The sequence below is a fragment of the Paenibacillus sp. FSL F4-0122 genome, from assembly GCF_038002845.1.
Taxonomy (GTDB): Bacteria; Bacillota; Bacilli; order Paenibacillales; family Paenibacillaceae; genus Paenibacillus_AQ; species Paenibacillus_AQ odorifer.
The window spans coordinates 2,122,727-2,144,068 of the sequence record NZ_JBBODI010000001.1 but is presented as its reverse complement, the minus strand read 5'-3'; the positions used below and the strand labels follow the sequence as shown (position 1 = coordinate 2,144,068).

Below are 21,342 nucleotides of genomic sequence, written 5' to 3'. Positions count from 1 at the left end.
ACCTAAGAAGGAGGCAACATAAGTCATGAGAACACCTATTATTGCAGGTAACTGGAAAATGTTCAAAACAGTTCCTGAAGCAGAAAGCTTTATTGCTGAAATTAAAGGCAAAGCAGAAGTAGAAGGCGTTGAGACTGTAATCTGCGCTCCATTTACTAACCTGCCTGCACTTGTAGCAGCTGCAAAAGGTACTAACATCAAGATTGGTGCACAAAACCTACACTTTGAGGATAACGGTGCTTACACAGGCGAGATCAGTGGTGTAATGCTAAGTGATCTTGGTGTGGACTATGTTATCATTGGCCACTCTGAGCGCCGTGCTTATTTCGGCGAAACGGATGAAATCGTGAATAAGAAAATGCATGCTGCATTCCGTCACGGAATTACTCCTATCGTATGTGTTGGCGAAAAGCTCGAAGAGCGTGAAGCTGATCAAACTAAAGCAGTATGTAAAGTACAAACTGAAGCTGCATTCCAAGGTCTTAGTGCCGAGCAAGCAGCAAAAGTTGTTATTGCATACGAACCTATCTGGGCTATTGGCACAGGTAAATCTTCCACTTCCCAAGATGCTAACGAAGTTATTGCTTACATCCGCAGTCTTGTAAAAGATCTGTATGATGCAGCAACAGCTGAAGCTGTTCGTATTCAATACGGCGGCAGCGTGAAGCCTGAGAATGTAACTGAGTACATGGGCCAAAGCGACATCGATGGTGCGCTTGTTGGCGGTGCCAGCTTACAACCGGATTCCTTCGTTCAATTGGTTGAGGGGGCGAAGTAAGATGTCAGCTCCAAAACCCGTAGCTTTGATCATCATGGATGGTTTTGGTTTGCGTGGAACGACAGAAGGTAATGCCGTTGCTCAAGCCAACAAACCTAACTATGACCGTTACCTGAAACAATATCCTAACACTACACTCACTGCTTGCGGTGAAGCTGTAGGCCTTCCGGAAGGGCAAATGGGCAACTCCGAAGTAGGGCATTTGAATATTGGTGCAGGCCGGATCGTTTATCAGGATTTGACTCGTATCGATAAATCGATCCGCGAGGGCGAGTTCTTCGATAACGAAACCCTGGTTAGTGCAGTGAGAAATGCTAAGAACACTGGCAAAAAGCTTCACCTATATGCGCTTGTATCCGACGGAGGGGTACATAGCCATATTAACCACCTGTTTGCTATGCTTGACCTGGCTAAAAAAGAAGATATGCATGAAGTGTATATCCATGCTTTTATGGACGGCCGTGACGTAGCTCCTGATAGTGGGAAGAAGTTTGTCCAAGATCTAGTAGCTAAAATCGAAGAGATTGGCGTGGGTACAATTGCAACGGTGTCCGGACGTTATTACGCAATGGATCGTGATAAACGTTGGGAACGTGTAGAGAAAGCCTACCGTGCTATGGTTTATGGTGAAGGCCCTAAATACACGGATGCTGTGCAAGCCATCACTTCATCTTATGAAAACTCGGTATTTGATGAATTCGTTGAACCTAGTGTAATTGTAGACAGTGAAGGCAAACCTGTAACGGCAGTAGAGAGCGGCGATTCCGTCGTGTTCCTCAACTTCCGTCCTGACCGTGCTATTCAATTGTCACAAGTGTTCACGAATCAAGATTTCCGCGGTTTCGACCGTGGTCCTTTGTTCCCGCAAAACCTGCACTTCGTATGCCTAACTACTTTCAGCGAAACGGTACAAGGTTATGTAGCCTACTCACCGAAGAACCTGGATAACACATTGGGTGAAGTGCTTGTTCAACAAAACAAGAAGCAACTGCGCATCGCGGAAACTGAAAAATATCCGCATGTAACCTTCTTCTTCAGCGGTGGACGTGACGAGGAGCTTCCTGGGGAAACCCGGATCTTAATCAACTCTCCTAAAGTGGCAACCTATGATCTTCAACCTGAGATGAGCGCATACGAAGTGGCTGCAGCCTGCGTAGCGGAAATCGAAGCGGAAAGACAGGATGCTATCATTCTTAACTTTGCCAATCCTGATATGGTTGGACACTCCGGCATGCTGGAACCAACAATCAAGGCTGTAGAAGTGACGGATGAGTGTGTGGGTAAAGTAGTGGATGCGGTTGTTGCCAAAGGTGGCGTTGCAATTATTATCGCTGACCATGGTAATGCAGATATGGTATTTGACGAGAACGGTCGCCCGTTCACAGCTCATACAACCAATCCTGTTCCGTTCATCGTGACTACTGAGAATGTTGTATTGCGTGAATCCGGTATTCTTGCAGACGTAGCACCAACAATCCTCGATTTGATGGGACTTCCTCAACCTGCGGAAATGACCGGACAATCCATGATTGCTAGCCGTAAGTAAGGTAAGGTATAACGCTTTTGATTTTAAGCTATACAAGTAAGACCAAAACAATGTTAAAAGGAGATTAACTTACATGACTATTATTTCTGATGTATATGCTCGCGAAGTCCTTGACTCCCGTGGTAACCCTACAGTAGAGGTTGACGTTTATCTGGAATCCGGTGCTAAAGGCCGCGCTATCGTTCCTTCCGGCGCTTCCACTGGTGCTCACGAAGCTGTAGAACTTCGTGATGGCGACAAATCCCGTTACATGGGTAAAGGCGTTCTGAAAGCTGTTGAGAACGTAAATGAAATCATCGCTCCAGAAGTTATCGGTATGGACGCTCTTGACCAAGTGGGCATCGACAAATTGATGATTACTTTGGACGGAACTCCTAACAAAGGTAAATTGGGTGCTAACGCAATCCTAGCTGTATCCATGGCAGTAGCTCGTGCAGCTGCAGCAGCTTTGGATATTCCTTTGTACGTATACCTGGGCGGATTCAACGCTAAAACTCTTCCAGTACCAATGATGAACATCATCAATGGTGGTGAGCATGCGGATAACAACATCGACGTTCAAGAGTTCATGGTTCTTCCTGTAGGAGCTCCAAGCTTCAAAGAAGCTCTTCGCACAGGTGCTGAAATCTTCCACAACTTGAAATCCGTACTTCAATCCAAAGGCCTGAACACAGCTGTTGGTGACGAAGGTGGTTTCGCACCGAACCTTGGTTCGAATGAAGAAGCAATCACTACAATCATCGAAGCTATTGAAAAAGCTGGTTACAAACCAGGTGTTGACGTATTCTTGGGTATGGACGTTGCTTCCACTGAGTTCTACAAAGACGGTAAATACACCCTTGCTGGCGAAGGTAAATCTTACACTTCCGCTGAGTATGTTGACCTTCTTGCTTCATGGGTTGAAAAATATCCTATCATCACAATCGAAGACGGTATGTCCGAAGACGACTGGGATGGCTGGAAATTGCTTACTGAAAAATTGGGCGACAAAGTCCAATTGGTTGGTGACGACTTGTTCGTAACTAACACTGAGCGTCTTGCAACAGGTATCGAAAAAGGTATCGGTAACTCCATCTTGGTTAAGGTTAACCAAATTGGTACATTGACTGAAACTTTTGATGCTATCGAAATGGCTAAACGTGCTGGTTACACAGCAGTTATCTCCCACCGCTCCGGTGAATCCGAAGATAGCACAATCGCTGACATCGCTGTTGCGACTAATGCTGGTCAAATCAAAACAGGTGCTCCTTCCCGTACAGACCGTGTTGCTAAATACAACCAATTGCTTCGCATCGAAGATGAGTTGGGTGAATTGGCTCAATACAACGGCCTGAAATCCTTCTACAACCTCAAAAGATAATCTGCTTTTATAGCAGACTTCTAAGACCCGCCGTTATGGCGGGTCTTTTTTATGATTTGAAGAAGATAGACTTCAATAGGTTTATCCTTATCTTGCAAGAAAAGCTACGACTTAACAGTCTAAGCTGTTGTATTACCGACAGCGCTATGATAAAATAAGAATACTGTTTATGTATCGTGATAACCTAAATTACCATAGATAGTGATGCTTAGGCGTAGGAGGTGGAAGTGAATGGATATCTTTTTGAAAGTTGTGCTCCTGATTTTTTCCGTCGGTCTTATTGCGGTCGTTCTTCTGCAAAAGGGGAAAAGCGCGGGTCTTTCCGGTGCCATCTCTGGCGGTGCTGAGCATCTCTTTGGTAAAACAAAAGCTCGTGGTATGGAGCTCGTACTACAACGTGTAACTGTTGGACTTGCTGCTGGTTTCTTTATCATGGCGATTCTAGCTGCAGTTCTAATCGACTAAAAGATCTACCGTAAGCCCTCGCTCTGTTCTAAATGGAATAGAGCGGAGGCTTTTTTGTTATATTAAAAGGAGTTAAAAAGCACCTAAGGGTGCTTTTCTTTTCATATTCGCAAAGAAAAAGGCTGGATCGATAGGAAGTAAACCTGAAGTCGGCATGGATGTATTTCAGCATTTAAAGGAAATTTTGTACTGTGTTAACCTTTGGATGACAGTAACAGGGATGCGCAGGATTGATTTCGTGTATACTAGGGTATGAAGTAGTAAAGGTAAAATTTACTTGGCATTACTGCAGGGCAGGACAAGATATACATATTTGCCAGCGGCTTGAAGCCGCGGAGGGCTGGGGTGACGAACATGATAACACAAGAAATATTACTCGATTTCATGCGGGAAACTGCATATAAACCAATGACTTATGAAGAGCTGGTGAGTCATTTTGCTCTAGAGGATAGCGAGGGGTTTAAAAAGTTCGAGGAACTGCTGATTGAATTAGAGCAGGATGGAAGAATTGTATTAACCCGTACTGCACGTTATGGCGTGCCAGAACGGATGGATTTGCTGCGTGGACGTTTACAAGCACATGCGAAGGGTTTTGCTTTTCTAATCCCGGATGATCGTGATCATCCTGACGTATATATCCATGCAAATGATCTTAAGGGAGCTATGAATGGCGATATCGTTCTGATTCGTATTACCTCTAAAAGTCCGTCCGGCGGACGTATGGAAGGCGAAGTAGTACGTATTGTAAAACGTGGCGTGTTGCAGACGGTAGGTGTATTTCAGAACCTGGAGACCTATGGTTTTGTGCTGCCTGATGATAAGCGGATTAATCGTGATATTTTTATTCCGAAACAATCCTTTAAAGGTGCTGTTGATGGTCAAAAGGTCGTTGTGCGTATTGTGAGTTATCCGGAAGGCCGAGCAGCGGCAGAAGGTGAAATTATTGAGATTCTCGGACATAAGGATGATCCGGGTGTTGATATTCTTTCCATTATCCGCAAACATCAATTGCCTGAGGCATTTCCAGCTGAAGTGATGGATGAAGCCGATAGCGCTCCTGATTCAATTACAGAAGAGGAGATTGCGGAGCAAGGGAGACGCGACCTGCGCGGACTGAACATTGTTACGATTGATGGCGAAGATGCTAAGGATTTGGATGATGCGGTAAACGTACAGCGCTTGGAGAATGGACATTACAAGCTGGGCGTCCATATAGCAGACGTAGGTTATTATGTGCGTGAAGGCTCTGAGCTGGATAAAGAAGCCTATGACCGCGGTTGTAGTGTGTATTTGGTAGACCGGGTTATTCCGATGCTGCCGCACCGCCTATCGAACGGGATTTGCAGCTTGAATCCTCAGGTAGACCGGTTAACAATGTCCTGTGAAATGGAATTTAACGAGCAAATGAAGGTTGTGAAGCACGATGTCTTTACGAGCGTGATTCGCACCAAAGAGAGAATGACTTACTCCAATGTTCGTAAAATTCTCGAAGACGAAGATCCAGAGCTGTTGGAACGTTATAGTCCACTGATTGACGATTTCCGCCTCATGAAGGAATTGGCGATGAAGCTGCGCGATGCGCGGATGCGCCGGGGTGCGGTTGATTTTGATTTTGAAGAGAGCAAAATCATCGTGGATGAGAACGGCAAGGCTGTAGATATCGTGAAGCGTGAACGTTCTGTAGCGGAACAGATTATCGAGGAGTTTATGCTGGCGGCAAATGAAACAGTTGCTGAGCATTTCCACTGGTTGAAGGTTCCGTTCCTTTACCGGATTCACGAAGATCCAGACCCAGAGAAGCTGCAGAATTTCATGGCTTTTGCGGCCAACTTCGGATATCACGTGAAGGGCCGTGGCAATTCGGTTCATCCACGTGCTTTGCAGGATCTGTTGGAGCAAATCCAAGGCACAAAGGAACAAACGGTCATCAGTACGATGATGCTGCGTTCCATGAAGCAGGCAAAGTATGATGCAGAGAGCACGGGCCATTTCGGACTGGCTGCGGAATATTATTCTCACTTTACTTCTCCAATTCGCCGGTACCCCGATCTGGTCATTCACCGCGTAATGCGTGAAGTGATTGAGAATGGAGGGGCACTGACCCAGAAGCGGCATGATTATTTGTCTAGCCGGATGCCTGACATTGCTCAGCAGTCTTCGGAACGCGAGCGTGTGGCGGTAGAAGCTGAACGCGATACGGAGCAACTGAAGAAAGCAGAATACATGCAGGATAAAGTAGGCGAGGAATTCGAGGCTATGGTCAGCAGTGTGACCAGCTTCGGAATGTTCATCGAGCTGGATAATACCGTCGAAGGTCTTATTCGTCTCAGTGCAATGAGCGACGATTATTATCACTTTGACGAAGGTCATATGGCGCTCATTGGCGAGCGCACATCGCGTGTGTTCCGCATTGGTGACGAGGTGAAGATCCGAGTCGCGAAAGTAAATATGGATGACCACACGATCGATTTCGAGTTGGTCGACATGAAGCCACGCGCGCCTGGTGAGCACCGCGGTGGTGGCTTTGCGGGCGGCCGCGGAGGCAAGGGCGGCCGTTCGGGCGGCGGCTTCATTAAGCCGGCCGGGGGCAAAGGCGCCGCGGGCAAGGGACGCGGCGGTAAAGGCAAGCCCGGCGGCGGCGCTGCAGGCGCGGGCAAGGGCAAGCCGGGCGCAGGTGTGCGCGCCGGTGATGGACCGCGCGAAGCGGCCGGTGTTGGCGCAGCGGGCGGACGCGGTAAGCGGAAGCGCGGGCGCGAGGCCGGCGAGGATGCGAGCCGGGTGGTTGCTGCGCCGGGCGCAGAGCGCGGAGGCGAAGCCGGCGGCAACGCAGGCGCGCCGCGTGAGCGCAGCGGCGGGCGAGGCCGCGGCGGAGACACCGGCGGTGCCGGTGGTGGACGCGGCATCAGCTTCGGCTTTGGCTCCGGCAAAGGCGGATACGGCGCTCCTGCGTCCGACTCCTCCGGCGGCGAAGCGCGGGGCATGGACGGCAGCACGAAGTTCCGCAGCCGCGAGGATCGCGGGGGTAACTTTGGCGGTGGAGAAGGCCGTAACGGCGCTCCTACAGGCAAAGGCCGCCGCAAAAAGAAAACCAAGGGCGGGGTGTTCATCGGCCAGTCCGTGACACCAGGCAACGTAGAGACATCTGAGCAAGTCACTTCTAAACGAAGTGACAATAATGGCGGCGCTCCAGAAGGAGCACCACGTAAGCGTAAAAAGAAATAAATGACGGTTATGCGCTGCATAACTCTATAACGATACTAAGCACCGTCCCTCTTGGGGCGGTGCTTTTTAACTAACTAATCATCAACATGGTTAATTGCATTATGTGCAGTTAAATTTGGGTTATGTAGTAAAAGTGGTAGCTAATTGCATTTTGTACATCTAAATCTGATCAGTTACCCATAATTGGTCCGATTTCGCTTTTTTAGCTGCAGAAAGTGCAACTAATTAGTTTTTTGGCGGTGATAAGGCTTAAATAGTTGCACGAAATACATTTATATAGAAAAACGTAGGTGATAGCAAGTGAATAGGTAGAGGATAGGATAGGATAGGTACAGTATAGGATTGCACAGTATAGGTAAAAGCAGCACTATTTGAATAGGCGTCGAATAGATGTATATCCAAGAAGAGGGAAGCGGATAATTGAGAACAAATAGGTAATAAGTAAATAGGGTAGATGGATATAGATATGTGGAGATTAGTGGATAACTATCTGTTAATTAAGGCGCACAAGTAAAAGGGTAACTTCGCTATTTGCTGAAAAACTCCAGATCAACTCAGCTTAATGCTTTTTTGTAACAAATGCTAGATATTGGGTAATGTTACTGACAACTCTATGACAAATTAGGTGAAGTATATTTGGTTGAAGGTTCCTTGCGCTCACTTGATTCCATTTGTTACAATATAGATCAGACGTTCGATGGCTGTGTCGTTTAAGATTAGACAGACATGGTTACTTTAACTTATGAATATGATTCAAGGAGTGATTCTCATGGGTAAAAAAGCAGACGGGAAAGTACTTGCCCAGAACAAGAAAGCTTCCCATGATTATTTTATCGAGGATACTTATGAAGCTGGCTTGGTGCTGACGGGTACAGAGATCAAGTCGCTGCGTAATGGCCGCGCTAATATTGGAGATGCTTTTGCTACGATCCGCAATGGTGAGATTCAGATTCACAACATGCATATCAGCCCTTTTGAACAAGGTAACCGTGCCAATCCTACCGATCCCACACGCACACGTAAATTGTTAATGCATAAGGAGCAAATTCATAAACTGCTGGGCTTGTCCAAGCGAGATGGGTTTACGATTGTGCCACTTAAGATTTATGTGCGGAATGGCTATGCGAAGCTGCTGATTGGTCTTGGTAAAGGTAAAAAAGAGTATGACAAACGTGACTCGGCTGCCAAGCGAGATGCTCAACGTGATATCCAGCGTGTACTGCGTGATAAGCAAAAGATCGCCAGATAATCTGGGAGAACTAGACGATTCAAATGAGTTCCAGTTTCAACCTTCAATTCCTTTAACCCACGTGTTAAAGTGTTGATAAATGTGCTATACTGAGTAAGTAAGTTAGTTATTGCTTCGTTACAGTTTTCTTGAATAAGAAGCTGTAGATTGGATCTCTCTTGCTTGGAAGATCCGCTTGATCCGAAGCGCCCTTTTTAATGAGGGGCCGTTCTTGGATTCGACGGGGGTAGTTCGAGCATGAGTAGCGAGTAGTGGGGACGCGTCCGCTTCATCAACGCTAAAGCCTATTAAACGGCAAACAACAAAACAACTACGCTTTCGCAGCCTAAGAAACTGTGTGCGTGCTTCTACTCTGCATCGCCCATGTGACAGGGATAGGGGCTAACAAATAGTGGGATACGCTGTCTCATCTCCGCCTGCGGTGAGCTGAAGAAGACAATCAGGCTGACCCAACGTATAGCCGGTTACGGGGCGATACTCGGGTGACATCAAAACTGTGACTACACTCGTAGAAGCTTATGTGCCGTTATCTTCGGACAGGGGTTCGACTCCCCTCGGCTCCATATGGAGTTTTAGAAAAAGCGACCTTTAGGGGTCGCTTTTTTGTATCCTCATAATTAAAGTTAGGCAATGCCTTTTAATGATTTCAGCCAATTCCTCAAATGTGTACTTGTGGTTTATCATGTCTACTATGTGGTCTCGGAATGTTTGGTATGCATATTTTTAAACTGCAAAAGATTTCTCTACCACCACGAATACCATCCGCATGAGGATGGTTCCCATACTATGGTTAACGGTACCCTTTTGCAAAGTTTCTTTGTTATAATTATTATAATAAATCTCTTCATTGGCTGGTGATTATGAATGAGTGAGAAATTTTGGTTAGTAGTACAGTATCCTCTAAAAAGTGAAAAAGGAAGCCAACGTGATAACTGGTTAAGAGATAAAGTCATGGAATACCTGGACATATCTCTAGTAGATACTAACTTAGGTTGTGTTGATGGCTTTGATATGGGTAAATGCATTTCCGACCCGAAAAAATATGCTCTTAATATATTTTGTATCATTACGGAAGAAGAACGGAGTATAGCCTTGATAAAGAGAGTGTTAAGAGATAGCAGGCTTGATTATACTCGTATAAAAATTGCTACAATGCCCTATGGAAAAGAAGAAACATATAGTCTTAAATTTTCCTATAAAAAGGGTGTTACCGATTTTTCGCTATAGCACAGTTTTGAGTTAGAATTACAACTACACCGTAAACAATTTTCTGGTGGGAGTCATGAATTTTGTGACATCAAAACAGTAACTACATTCGTAGAAGCTTATGTGCCGTTATCTTCGGACAGGGGTTCGACTTCCCTCGGCTCCATAAGCAAAAAACCGCTGAGATAGCGGTTTTTTGCTGTTTAGTGATTGAATTGTAGACCGAATGCAGACAATGAATTATGGGGAACTAATATATTCATTTTTGTAGACATGTTGTCTACGTCTAAAATTAGATCATTCACTTTGAAGTTAATAATTAGTGGCACATTTTCCGAAACTACATCTATAAGAGCTCGAACTGATATAAGATTAGATTATGGCATTAAGCACTCAAAAGCAAAAACATTCGGAGGAATTACTATTATGAGTTTTACTATTGATTATGTTAAAAATAAAAACAGAATTATTGTAACATCGGACGGTATGGAAGTTGAGGATGCCTTTGCGTACGCAGAACAATTTCCGAAAGTACTGAAGAAAACTAAGCGAGGGTTTACAGGTATGACTGTAATTACTGGTGGCCTGGTATTTAAGCAAGAGGTGATGGCAATTCTTGCTCCAACTGGTGAAGATGCTGTGAAAGCTGGAATCTCTACAAAACATAAATGGGTGTATGTTGCGCCTACCGCGTTCTACAAAACGCAAATGAATCGTATGTTTAAAGATATTGCAAACTTGTACGAATCGATAGAAGAAGCTGAAGCGTATCTTGATTCCGCAGGGAATTAGCAACTTCTAAAAATTAAAAGGATCCAGCCATCATCTGTAGCGCCAAAGGTACTTTCTGCGTATTGAAGAAGCACTGATAAAAAAACGATATATTCAGGATTAACTTATACAATGCATCACAATACTAAGGAGTTATTCCTATGATTAGTCTCCTTAATCAGACTGATTCATCAAATGCTGGTTAAATGCTTCGAGGGTGACTTTAAAACTGTGATTACACTTGTAAAAGCTTATGTGCCGTTATCTTCGGGCAGGGGTTCGACTCCCCTCGGCTCCTTATGCCAAATCCACAACATTCAGTAGAAAGCAGTTGTCGCAGAGTATTTCTGTGATGGCTGCTTTTTTCTTGTGGCAGCTCCAGCAGTTTTTGGGTGAAAGATTATTTTCAGGTAGAGCTCTATTCGTTTAGGTTCAACTTGTTATTAGATTCGTAATCAAGGCATTGTCTAATTTTTGGGGTTTGTGTTATATTGTGTTTGATAATTCTTGATATTAAATGCTGAAATTCGAGAGAATAGAAGGAAATACTGCCTTTACATAGAGGAAAAGAAAGACAACAGCCCAGTTCTACTTCTCAACATCAGGGTGTAACAATGAAAATACAATTTAAACAATCGAAGAAATACTTTTAACCACCCATTGCTACAGTGTAACGCGGAGACAATCGTATAGAAATCTTTCAGTGTCGATACTATATCACCCGCTATAGAGATCTATACGTTAAGGGACTTTTGCTCGAAAGCAATGCTCAGCGTAACGATATGTAACAGTGAATATTGAAAAGTATCAAGCACTAACCTTGGTGTAGAGCTGTAATCATTTATGCGATTTTTTAGCGAAACGAGGGAAATGTAGTGAAGTACTTGACTCGATTAGATCCAATAGAAAAGTTGGACTTTTCTGCAAGAGCGTATAACGCCCTTCGTAGAGCAGGCATCGATGGTGTAGGCGATCTACTGGATTTCCCAAAAGAAAACTTCCCGAGTCTGAAAAACATGGGGGCTAAATCTGTATCAGAAATTACAGAAGTGATTGAGCAGATAAAAATTAACGAGATTGATCCTTTGAATTGCAGTGCAGACCAAAAGGCAGAGGGCGATTTGGTTGCGTGGTTCATTGGAAAGGATGGCCTATCGTATCGAGATTTGCCTATAGAGGACATTGGGCTATCAAAGAGATCATTCAATTGCTTAAAAGGAGCAGGGATTGACTATATTTCCAAGTTGTTGGATAAGACCGAGGCTGACTTATTTGGAGTCCCAAAAATGGGCGCAAAGAGCCTGAAAGAAATAATTGAAGCCATAAATCTACTTGTTCTACAACCAGCGCCTGCTGCTCAGAGCTCCCATAATGAAGATTCAGTTTACGGAACTGATGAGTTTTGCCTTTGCATCGTACAGGAAGTTGTTAAGACAATAGGCGTTCATGCAGGCCAACTATATGAGGACATTCTTCCGTTGGTTGAGAATCGTAATGGTAGTTTTTTTTCAACGTTTTCAACTGCGGAGGTCGATGAGCAGCTGATTTCAGAGCTCTATGGGTTGCCCCTTTTGAGAGGTGCAATCAAAGAAACTTTTCTGAAGAAATTTGAATCCAACCCTTATGGACTAGATAAGTTTAATCTGGTGAGATACTTACCTTCATTTTTGCAGAATGAAGCATTAGTGGATAGCCTGATATCAGAACTGATACAGGACGGTAATTTACTCTGCTTACACGCTCAGATGTATAAGCGGAAATATCTAACGGCTCTTGAATATGCTACATACTTGCCAAAATCGCAAGATTGTGCTGTTTTAACTGGACGGCTATACGGGCAGACATTGGAAGAAATTGGTAATAAACTAAATCTTACGAGAGAACGTATACGGCAAATTGAAGCAAAGTGTATCCGTAAGGCGCCCCCTCTGAGTGAGGATCTATATGCGCTTGTTTTTCAGAAATATGACATAGCAAAAAAAGATTTCCTTTTAGGGTTCAAGGAATCCGAGATTACATATAATTACCTTTCTATTGCTTATAGAAAAGGGGAATATCCCATAGATGATTTGGCGATGGATTTTGATTTTCCCGATTACTTTAAAAAGGCGGCAGAACGAATAATTTATAAAAATCACGTGGTTCTTGGTAGCGAACGAGTTCTTTGTAGCCGCTCCGAGCTTGGTGAATACATATTGCGCACAGCGGGTGTTGAAGGTCTTACCTTTGAAGAATTTTCGCAATTATATAAGATGCTTCTAGAAGATTTAAATCTACAGGATAATCCTAAGTTTTCGGTAATGGATCGAGGATATTCCAATAAATTAGCAGCAAGCAACCATGTTCTGTGGAAATATGGACAAAAACTTCGATACTACAATATTGATGCATATGATTACTCAGATCTGCTCAGCGGTCTTAATTTGAGCGATTATAAGAATGTAGAGTTCTCAACACGCAAGTTCTTTCAAGAATATCCAGAGTTGATGAGTGATTACGACATTCAGGATGAATATGAGTTGCATAATCTGCTTAAAAAGATCTGTACAAGTGACGATTACCCACAAATTCGCTTTAAGCGAATGCCTAACATAGAGTTCGGGGTAGGAGACAGAGATACTCAGGTGATGGATATGTTGTTGGTTCTCGCTCCTATTAGAAATACAGATTTTGCTGCAGCCTATGAACACGCTTACGGCGTATTGTCTCAAACAGTGCTGGCCAACTACATGAAAAACTTCGATCAGTATTTTTATTCGGGTATTTACAAAATAGATGTGCCGATGCTCTCTGACATAATGGCTTCCCAAATGAAGCGACTACTGTCCAGAGAATTCTATCTCTTGTCCGATATTCGGAAGTTGTATGTGCGTCAATTCCCTCAGGTCGATCCCAAACTGCTGAATCCATACACGCTAAAGGCACTTGGATTTCGGGTTTATGCAAATTATGCAATCAAAGACCAGTATCCGTCTGCAACAGAGTACTTTCGTGCGATTCTTACTACAGAGGATATCGTAGATGCGCAGTCTTTTCCTAAGGAAGTGCTAAACACGATAGCATATATGTCGGAGGTCTATAAGCTAAAAGCGGCGTATGAAATTTTAGAATATGCACCATTAAAATATGTTCATTTTCGCCGGCTAAATTGTGCTGGTGTAGAAAAAGAATCCATACTGGACTATTGCCGCAAAGCATATCAAGCAGTTGATTCACAATATTTCACTGTATATTCCCTGCAAAAAAAAGGTTTTACTCATGCCTTCGATGAGCTTGGTTTTGACGAATGGTTTTATGCATCACTACTTTCAGAAGATAAGGAGCATTTTACCTATCGCCGGATGGGAAAAAACAAACTTTTCAGACGAGGTAGTGAAAATGTATCCCTAATAGATTTTTTGGAATGGATTTTGTATTCCAGTGAATCACTATCTTTAGATGTATATGAGCTGACTGAAAAACTATTAAGTGATTACAATATAAACTTTGAATGGTATAAAATAGTTGAAACGATTAAAGGTAGTGCAATGTACTATGACACAATAACTCAAAAAGTTTACGCTGACTACGATGTATATTTTGAGGAGATTTAACCTACGGTTAGCGGATGAGTTATTACAAGATAAATATGAGGAGGTATTATCTAATTGAACTTACTTAAAGAAGGCATTGAAAACAGAAGCATTTTACCAACAACATTGACCAAAAAGCTATCGGTGGATAATCACATGCAAACTTATACCGTATATAAAATCCGGCTGGATGAACTTTATTATAATGATCAGAACGACCGCATTGCGACTTGGATCAGTCAGTATAAAGCGGAAAATGAGATTACTAATATAGACACGGAAGATAAAGAACAATATAACCGGATCATTCAAGGCTTTATTACCGAAAGCAATCCAGAAGCATTGAAGAAAACACAAAATAATATTGAGCTCATTGGACAACAAGAGGCTGGAGTCATCTTGACTGATGGTAGAATCATTGATGGTAACCGGCGCTTTACTTGCTTGCGCAATTTAGAACAAAAAACCGGAAAAACGCAATACTTTGAAGCTGTTATTTTAGAGCACAATATTGCTCACAATGCTAAACAAATCAAAATGCTCGAATTGTTTCTTCAGCATGGTGTGGACAAGCCGGTTGACTACAATCCGATAGATCGACTGGTGGGTATATATAATGATATCGTAGAAAATAAACTTCTTACAGCACGTGAATATGCCAGTAGTTCTAATCAAACGGAAGCGGATATTAAGCGAGAGGTGGAAAAAGCAAAATTAATGGTGGAATTTTTGGAGTTCATTAACGCCCCGAAACAGTTCTACTTAGCTCGCACCATGAATCTCTCCGAATCATTAAAAGACTTGTATAGTATGTTAAGTAAGGTGAAAAATGATGATAGTCGTGAGGACTTAAAAAACAATGTATTTGCCCAATTACTTATGGCACCGGTTGGGGATACAAATAGATACATAAGAAAAATCGGGAAAATTGCATCAAACTCCAGACTTCTGGATGAATATCTTGATGAACAATCAGATTTGATAGAAAATGTTTGTGATGCTGTGGAGCAGCACCCAGTTACGACTGAAAAAATAATTAATGAACATATTCGTTCACAAAAAGAAATTCAATTAGAATTTGCTAGATCCACTGAAAAGTGGGTCAGCAAAGCGGACGGTGATGCAAGCCGAAATCGTCCTGCGCAGCAAGCCGAAAAGGCGTATGAAATGCTTGATACCATTGACACGAATATATTTAAGAAAATATCAGATGTGCAAAAAGAAGATATACGCGAAAAGCTTGATTTGGTTCAACAAATATTAGATAGCATTAGAGGAGAACTAGATGTTTAAAGATCTTTCGCTGAAAGCAACATATTCTTCTTATGAAGATGATATTGGATCTTCTTTCTATACCCCGATCTTGCGTGAGTGTATCAGTTATGACAGGGCTACTGCATATTTTTCAGCTCAAGCACTTGCTAACTACGCAAAAGGTCTAGAAGTATTTGCACGTCGAGGAAATAAGTGCCGAATGATTGTTTCTACGGAACTATCAGAATATGACTATCGTCAAATCAAAGAGGGATACCAGTTACGAGAAGAGGTCAATCAAGTACTGTTAGGAAGGCTGAGAGAAACACTTTCTCTTGAGGAAGAGCGTGATATCTCTAATCTTGCCTATTTAATCTCACTTGGGATTATTGACATTAAGATTGCCTTTACACGTAAGGGGATTTTTCACGATAAGTTTGGCATCATGGAAGATGAAGTAGGCGATGTGATTTGCTTTCGAGGATCAAATAATGAAACTGCGGCGGCTTATAATAATAATTACGAAGCATTTGACATTACTTGCAGTTGGCAGGCATCGGCTTTCGATTACTCAAAAATCAACAAAAGCAAAGAAGTATTTGAAAAACTTTGGAATAACAAGGTTGAAAATGTCTTCGTTTTTGATATGAGCCAAATCCTTCATAAAGAAATTGTTTCTCACAGCAAAGGGAAGGTCATTGTCGACACTGCACAGCTTGAGCCAAGTTGTCTCCTATTGGATTACGACGATGGGTTAAAGCTTGACATTAAAATTGAACCCTCTCTTCTTTTAAATAATGCAGTTTATAAACGGTGGCTCAAGCGATATGTTGATTTAGAGCGGAGCAATGAACATATTATTCGTTTTAAAAGCAGTTTAACTTATCCAACTTACAAGAAAATCATTCGTATTCTGGAGCAAGATGCCCAAAAGCGAACCTATAGCTTCTTTACCACGCGACGGCTCCATGATTATATCGCAAACCGAGAAATATATATTGAAAAGCGAGCTAATGTTGGACTTTCCATAAAAAATCAAGATCCTATTGTACGAGCAGAGTTTGCTGAATACAAAGCGGTTGTCGATTGCGCTTTTTATCGGAAACTTCGAGACAAGCAAATGTGGGATTCGTTTTTCATGTGTACCATGAAAAAATCCAGCAACTTCTCTGTCCCTGGATCAGGGAAAACGGCGTCTGTTTTAGGGGTATACGCATACCTGCAAACACAAGGCCTGGTCAAAAGAATTGTTATGGTTGGGCCAAAAAATTCATTTGGTTCTTGGGTTGATGAATTCAACGCCTGCTTCGGTACGAAGCAAAAGGTTCAATTATTTAGCATACAAGATCCAAGTTATCGATCTACCAAAGAAAAACAGCAAGCCATTTTATATGATACGGGAAATAACAATCTTTTGTTGTTTAACTATGAGAGTTTAGGGACTTACTTGACAGAAATCAAAAAACTAATTGACTCTGAAACATTGCTCGTGTTTGACGAAGTGCATAAAGTGAAAGCTCTGAATGGCCGCCGCGCTTCTGATGCACTTGAAATCGCAAAGGATGCTTGCTACACAATTGCACTTACCGGAACTCCTATACCTAACTCGTACACCGATATTAGAAACCTGTTGGATATTCTTTATCACAATGAATATGCTGATTTTTTTGGATTCACTATTCCACAATTGAAAGACCCAAGTATAGATGATATTTCCGTTATTAACCAGAAAATCCAGCCTTTCTTTTGTCGTACAACAAAACAGGAATTGCAAGTACCGGCAGCAAATCCAAATTCTCTTATCCAAGTAATGGCCAGCCGCCTCGAAAACGAATTGTTTCAGATACTGCTGCTAAAGTACGCAAAGAATAAACTTGCTCTAATAATTCGTCTTTTGCAATTGGAATCAAATCCACAAATGCTATTAAAGTCACTTGACTTATCGGAGTTTTCAGATGTTTTGGATATTTCTGGAGAGGTAGAGCGATTTGATTATGTGGATTTTTCCGACGATGTGGTTTCTCTCATTAATAATATTGAAACCACCAAAAAGTTTGATGCCTGTATAGAAATCGCCTTACAGCTTCATAGAGAGCATAAACCGGTAGTAATTTGGTGTATATTTATTGATTCTATGATGAATATTAAGGGGGCCTTGGAACGAGCAGGGGTTCGAACTGCATGCATCTATGGAGCGATTTGTATGGAAGAGCGTCAGGTGATTTTATCGGCATTTCGAAAAGGTGAGATTGATGTCCTAATCACTAACCCACACACCTTGGCTGAGTCTGTATCTTTGCACGTTGTTTGCCATGATGCAATATATTTTGAGTACAGCTATAATCTTGTTCATCTCCTACAGTCGAAAGATCGTATCCATCGCTTGGGGCTGCCTAACAATCAGTACACCCAATACTTTTTCACACAGGAGATATTCTTTACCAAAGATGGAGATCCATATTCGTTGGATGAAAAGATATATCTCCGTCTTAAGGAAAAAGAGCAGATTATGTTGGATGCGATTGAAAACAACATGCTTGAACGAGGTAATACAACGGAAGAAGATTTAGATCTTATTTTTTCTGATCTTAGATTATAGATGAATTTTTCACTCGTATATAAACAACACTTGAAAATATCAACTGCTTATCCAGTTTAACTTATTTTGCTCCTTAATACATGTAGCTAAACTACCCTCCCACACATCTGAAGCACCAAGCGGCGGCGAATTATGGATTTACCAAGCAACGGCTCAGAAAATTGAACCCTTGTCCATACAAAGCCACAATGGATAAGTTAGACTGGAATTTAACTCAGTCCTAATTTAGGATACTTAGAGGAACGAAAAATAGAACGATGATATCTCAGTGGCGTCAAAGGATGCCCTGAATGTATCACCGTTTTTATTTCACTTCGGTTAAGTATTCTTTCGTATTCTCATGTATTGTGCCCATAGCATACCATAATTTGGTATGCTTGATTTAAATGGATCAATAATGGAGGCGAGCATATGAGTAATCCTAAACTTTTAAAATCTTTAATTCGTTATTATTATTTTGCTGAAGCAATGGCATTTTACGAAAAGTATTACGAACCAATGAACAAGGTGTACCTGAAGAAATTATTCAATCTAAATATGGTGAGACAGTGGATATTCTGGAAAGGCCAATTACCTGAATACCCCTTGTTTTTCACTGCACATCATTAGAGAATTTCGCTTCAATGGTTAACGATGTTGATATTGAGCCTCGCTCCGGCACTGGATTTACTTCATTTACTGAGCTCCCTCTTGGGGAATTGGATCGAATGAAATCAAGGAGTCCCAAAGAAAACTCACAGATTACTATAGGGTTTCCAAGAAAATATATAATGACACAGGGAGCAACTCCAGTATTGTCACTAAAACGCAATAAGAAATTAATGGACATAGTACTGAGTAACAAGGAAATAAAAGAACATTTAAAGCATTTTGTAGTAGATGACGATGTTAGTGCTTTTCAGGAACTGAGGGTTCTGAAGAAAATTCCTATAACTGAAGCTGTGTGGATCTTATCTACAGATAAATTGAACTCTACGGATTGCACTGTGTCATTTAAAGATTCTGTTGCCAACTATAAGGGGAAATATGGGAATATTGCGTTTTCTTATTGGAATCAAAAACATCAGATGGAAGCATTAGCGGAATGGCAATACATGAAAATTTTTGAGGAAAATGGTTCTCTTCTAGGTTTTAAATGTATGGGTGAATACTATTGGAAACAAATCTATTTTTCCCAAATAAGTAAGAATGTTAAGATGGCAGCCGGAAATAAAGCCAAATATCAATTTAAAAGCTTCAGAAACGACTTGGAACCATTTCTAGGCCCATTTACTTTTTTTGATTTGGCCAGTTTTATTAGAGAGCTTATTGAGGAGAAATTCGGTAATTCTACATCGAGAATCAATCATTCCATTAATGAACATTGAGCAAAAGTCGCAAAGTATTTTGAAGCATTAATGCTTCATGTGTTCAGATATTCAAAACAGGAGTATTTGAATGACTATATAAAAATAGGTCCAGAGAATAAACGAATTACGCTGCCTGATCAAACATCCTCAGCATCACACGGCGGCGAATTGTGGATTTGCGCATCCACGGCTCAGTTTCTAAAGTCCCTATCCAATCAAGGGTTTAAGGCCCTTTTTGGGAAAGGAGTTCTACACGGGTTAATAGAAGAAAGGTATGGTCATTTAATTTATATAGCTTACCCAGTATTCTTTTCTGGATAGCACCATTTACAGCCATTATATCCTTGAGCAAAGTAAAACTAGGCATTGACTGTATCAATTCTATGTTGGGGTTTAATTTCATTAATTCTGCAGCGTGACTCTACTTTAGCGGTTTTGTAAACTTCCATTGTATTGGTATTCACTATATAAGTCGCCATTGTACACCTCCCTTAAAATGTATTTTACTGTATAAAAACCAATAAAATAAGAACATTTGTTGTTTTGTTATTTGTTTCCTTGTTATATATAATATTTGCTACCTGTCACTGTTCGTTGTTTTAAATCTAGCAAATAGGAAACACTAGTATTGTAGATTTGAAAGGGGGAATAAGGAATGGAGCTTGTCGTATATCAATGGTAAGGATGGACACAGTGGGAAAGCATTTTCCGAAGAAGAGAGAAACATTTTCTGAATATGCAGCACTAGAAAATGCCTATCTTGATGGAATGAGAGAAATACTGAGCGAGGTGGCTGCTAGAAAACATCTTGAGATATGGGGAATGCGATCTAAAAATCCTCATATCAGGAAGGCTAACGAAGAGTCTTTTATCAAATCGATCGCCTACACAGTAGTTTAAACGAGACTCAACGTGAATTGTACGGATTCATGGAAGAGGCTATGAGCACAGAACAGGGTCTCGAAGAAGAGGAAGCCTTTGTAGTTGGATTTCTGGAAGGATACCGCTTTATAAAAGAGCTTCAGAGATCAATCGGAGGTCTGACTCTGGTTTAGAAGTTGATAACCTATATGCTATAATAATAGTAATTATTTAACCGGAGGTGTCCAAGATGCGATGGGATGAAGTTCAGGAGCGTTTTCCGAATGAATGGGTCGTACTTGAGGCGACCAAGGCGTATTCTAAAGAAGGCCTGCGTTTTATTGAAGAGATGTCCGTTATCAATTCCTATGAGGACTCTACCAAAGCATTGAAGCGATACAGTGAGTTGCACCAGGAAGACCCTCATAGAGAGTATTGTTTCTTTCACACCTCCCGTCCTGAGATTGTGGCGCGAGAACGATATGTTGGTATCAGAGGGCTAAGATGAATATAACAGAAATTTATGGACTTCCCTTCGTAAGCATGACCGTTTTATTTAGGGGGAGAGAATTAAAGCTTGAGAAGGTACTGCTTGATACAGGTTCTGCCAGCACGCTTTTGAACGCGGATATCGTACAGGAGATTGGCATGGTTCCTGAAGGAAATGATATCGTGGATATTATACGAGGCGTAGGTGGTGTGGAGTATGTGTACACTAAGTACCTAGAATCCATTATAGTCGATGAAGTAATGCTTAAGGATTTCCAAGTTGAAATCGGTAACATGGATTATGGCATGGATATCGACGGGATTCTCGGATTTAACTTCTTGAAACAAGTAGGGGCTGTGATTGACATCAAGGAAATGGAACTAAAAAGCAGCGGCTGTTAACCGGCAACTGCTGCATATAATTCTAATAGCAATCCATGCCGAATTGTGGCTCTGCACGTTCATCCCTAGGCTCTATTTGAAACCCGCTGATAAAGCGGTTTTTTTCTTGTTTATGGACTAAATTGCAGTCAAGGGATAAAAGGCTAACCTAAGATGTGATGAGTACATAAGGAGATAAATGAAAACCAGTACACTTATGCTATAATTTAATAAAGTGCT

Annotated in this window: 16 protein-coding genes and 1 other RNA gene; all 17 read left to right on the top strand. The window is 41.8% G+C overall.

Features of this window, described 5'->3' with window-relative positions; translation table 11 throughout:
- The first annotated feature begins 25 nt into the window (after positions 1 to 25).
- The 17 genes from tpiA (at position 26) to MHH49_RS08935 (ending at position 21,123) form a co-directional block, all read left to right on the top strand.
- Entirely contained in the window at positions 26 to 778 is a 753-nt protein-coding gene (gene tpiA, locus MHH49_RS09015; protein ID WP_036687124.1) for a triose-phosphate isomerase, read from the top strand.
- 1 nt (position 779) lies between these two features.
- Positions 780 to 2,324: a 2,3-bisphosphoglycerate-independent phosphoglycerate mutase gene (gpmI, locus tag MHH49_RS09010; RefSeq protein ID WP_076101073.1), complete on the top strand. Its 1,545-nt coding sequence runs from the start codon at positions 780 to 782 to the stop codon at positions 2,322 to 2,324.
- A gap of 73 nt (positions 2,325 to 2,397) precedes the next feature.
- Complete coding sequence (gene eno / locus MHH49_RS09005; RefSeq protein WP_036687130.1) at positions 2,398 to 3,684, top strand: phosphopyruvate hydratase; 1,287 nt, start codon at positions 2,398 to 2,400, stop codon at positions 3,682 to 3,684.
- Positions 3,685 to 3,915: 231 nt separating this feature from the next.
- Entirely contained in the window at positions 3,916 to 4,149 is a 234-nt protein-coding gene (gene secG / locus MHH49_RS09000; protein ID WP_036687153.1) for a preprotein translocase subunit SecG, read from the top strand.
- A gap of 354 nt (positions 4,150 to 4,503) precedes the next feature.
- The gene (gene rnr, locus MHH49_RS08995; protein WP_036687164.1) at positions 4,504 to 7,371 is read left to right on the top strand and encodes a ribonuclease R; all 2,868 of its coding nucleotides are present in this window, start codon (positions 4,504 to 4,506) and stop codon (positions 7,369 to 7,371) included.
- A 769-nt stretch (positions 7,372 to 8,140) separates the two neighbouring features.
- A complete protein-coding gene (smpB, locus tag MHH49_RS08990) occupies positions 8,141 to 8,620 on the top strand; it encodes an SsrA-binding protein SmpB (protein ID WP_036687155.1) in 480 nt (159 codons plus the stop codon).
- A 201-nt stretch (positions 8,621 to 8,821) separates the two neighbouring features.
- Positions 8,822 to 9,186: a transfer-messenger RNA gene (gene ssrA / locus MHH49_RS08985) on the top strand.
- Positions 9,187 to 9,484: 298 nt separating this feature from the next.
- Positions 9,485 to 9,847 carry a hypothetical protein gene (locus tag MHH49_RS08980; RefSeq protein WP_036687156.1) on the top strand — a complete coding sequence of 121 codons (363 nt, stop codon included), beginning with the start codon at positions 9,485 to 9,487 and terminating at the stop codon, positions 9,845 to 9,847.
- A 405-nt stretch (positions 9,848 to 10,252) separates the two neighbouring features.
- The gene (locus MHH49_RS08975) at positions 10,253 to 10,618 is read left to right on the top strand and encodes a hypothetical protein (RefSeq protein WP_036687158.1); all 366 of its coding nucleotides are present in this window, start codon (positions 10,253 to 10,255) and stop codon (positions 10,616 to 10,618) included.
- 854 nt (positions 10,619 to 11,472) lie between these two features.
- Entirely contained in the window at positions 11,473 to 14,190 is a 2,718-nt protein-coding gene (locus MHH49_RS08970) for a DNA-directed RNA polymerase subunit alpha C-terminal domain-containing protein (RefSeq protein WP_076101074.1), read from the top strand.
- Between the two features lie 54 nt (positions 14,191 to 14,244).
- Positions 14,245 to 15,462 (top strand): hypothetical protein, encoded by a 1,218-nt coding sequence (locus MHH49_RS08965; RefSeq protein ID WP_076101076.1) that lies wholly within the window; start codon positions 14,245 to 14,247, stop codon positions 15,460 to 15,462.
- Complete coding sequence (locus tag MHH49_RS08960) at positions 15,455 to 18,022, top strand: SNF2-related protein (RefSeq protein WP_076101077.1); 2,568 nt, start codon at positions 15,455 to 15,457, stop codon at positions 18,020 to 18,022. The genes MHH49_RS08965 and MHH49_RS08960 overlap by 8 nt, the downstream gene beginning before the upstream one ends.
- A gap of 411 nt (positions 18,023 to 18,433) precedes the next feature.
- On the top strand, positions 18,434 to 18,631 hold the full coding sequence (locus tag MHH49_RS08955; RefSeq protein ID WP_076101079.1) for a hypothetical protein: 198 nt from the start codon (positions 18,434 to 18,436) through the stop codon (positions 18,629 to 18,631).
- Between the two features lie 14 nt (positions 18,632 to 18,645).
- On the top strand, positions 18,646 to 19,389 hold the full coding sequence (locus MHH49_RS08950; protein ID WP_076101080.1) for a hypothetical protein: 744 nt from the start codon (positions 18,646 to 18,648) through the stop codon (positions 19,387 to 19,389).
- A 675-nt stretch (positions 19,390 to 20,064) separates the two neighbouring features.
- The gene (locus tag MHH49_RS08945) at positions 20,065 to 20,271 is read left to right on the top strand and encodes a hypothetical protein (protein WP_143766210.1); all 207 of its coding nucleotides are present in this window, start codon (positions 20,065 to 20,067) and stop codon (positions 20,269 to 20,271) included.
- Positions 20,272 to 20,482: 211 nt separating this feature from the next.
- Entirely contained in the window at positions 20,483 to 20,740 is a 258-nt protein-coding gene (locus tag MHH49_RS08940) for a hypothetical protein (RefSeq protein ID WP_076101084.1), read from the top strand.
- Positions 20,737 to 21,123: a retropepsin-like aspartic protease gene (locus tag MHH49_RS08935; protein ID WP_076101085.1), complete on the top strand. Its 387-nt coding sequence runs from the start codon at positions 20,737 to 20,739 to the stop codon at positions 21,121 to 21,123. The genes MHH49_RS08940 and MHH49_RS08935 overlap by 4 nt, the downstream gene beginning before the upstream one ends.
- The last annotated feature ends 219 nt before the right edge of the window (positions 21,124 to 21,342 follow it).

Bases quoted from the DNA above. Each gene is read 5' to 3' on its own strand.
- tpiA (WP_036687124.1), top strand. From the start codon at position 26: ATGAGAACACCTATTATTGCAGGTAACTGGAAAATGTTCAAAACAGTT.
- gpmI (WP_076101073.1), top strand. From the start codon at position 780: ATGTCAGCTCCAAAACCCGTAGCTTTGATCATCATGGATGGTTTTGGT.
- eno (WP_036687130.1), top strand. From the start codon at position 2,398: ATGACTATTATTTCTGATGTATATGCTCGCGAAGTCCTTGACTCCCGT.
- secG (WP_036687153.1), top strand. From the start codon at position 3,916: ATGGATATCTTTTTGAAAGTTGTGCTCCTGATTTTTTCCGTCGGTCTT.
- rnr (WP_036687164.1), top strand. From the start codon at position 4,504: ATGATAACACAAGAAATATTACTCGATTTCATGCGGGAAACTGCATAT.
- smpB (WP_036687155.1), top strand. From the start codon at position 8,141: ATGGGTAAAAAAGCAGACGGGAAAGTACTTGCCCAGAACAAGAAAGCT.
- MHH49_RS08980 (WP_036687156.1), top strand. From the start codon at position 9,485: ATGAGTGAGAAATTTTGGTTAGTAGTACAGTATCCTCTAAAAAGTGAA.
- MHH49_RS08975 (WP_036687158.1), top strand. From the start codon at position 10,253: ATGAGTTTTACTATTGATTATGTTAAAAATAAAAACAGAATTATTGTA.
- MHH49_RS08960 (WP_076101077.1), top strand. From the start codon at position 15,455: ATGTTTAAAGATCTTTCGCTGAAAGCAACATATTCTTCTTATGAAGAT.
- MHH49_RS08955 (WP_076101079.1), top strand. From the start codon at position 18,434: ATGAGTAATCCTAAACTTTTAAAATCTTTAATTCGTTATTATTATTTT.
- MHH49_RS08950 (WP_076101080.1), top strand. From the start codon at position 18,646: ATGGTTAACGATGTTGATATTGAGCCTCGCTCCGGCACTGGATTTACT.
- MHH49_RS08940 (WP_076101084.1), top strand. From the start codon at position 20,483: ATGCGATGGGATGAAGTTCAGGAGCGTTTTCCGAATGAATGGGTCGTA.
- MHH49_RS08935 (WP_076101085.1), top strand. From the start codon at position 20,737: ATGAATATAACAGAAATTTATGGACTTCCCTTCGTAAGCATGACCGTT.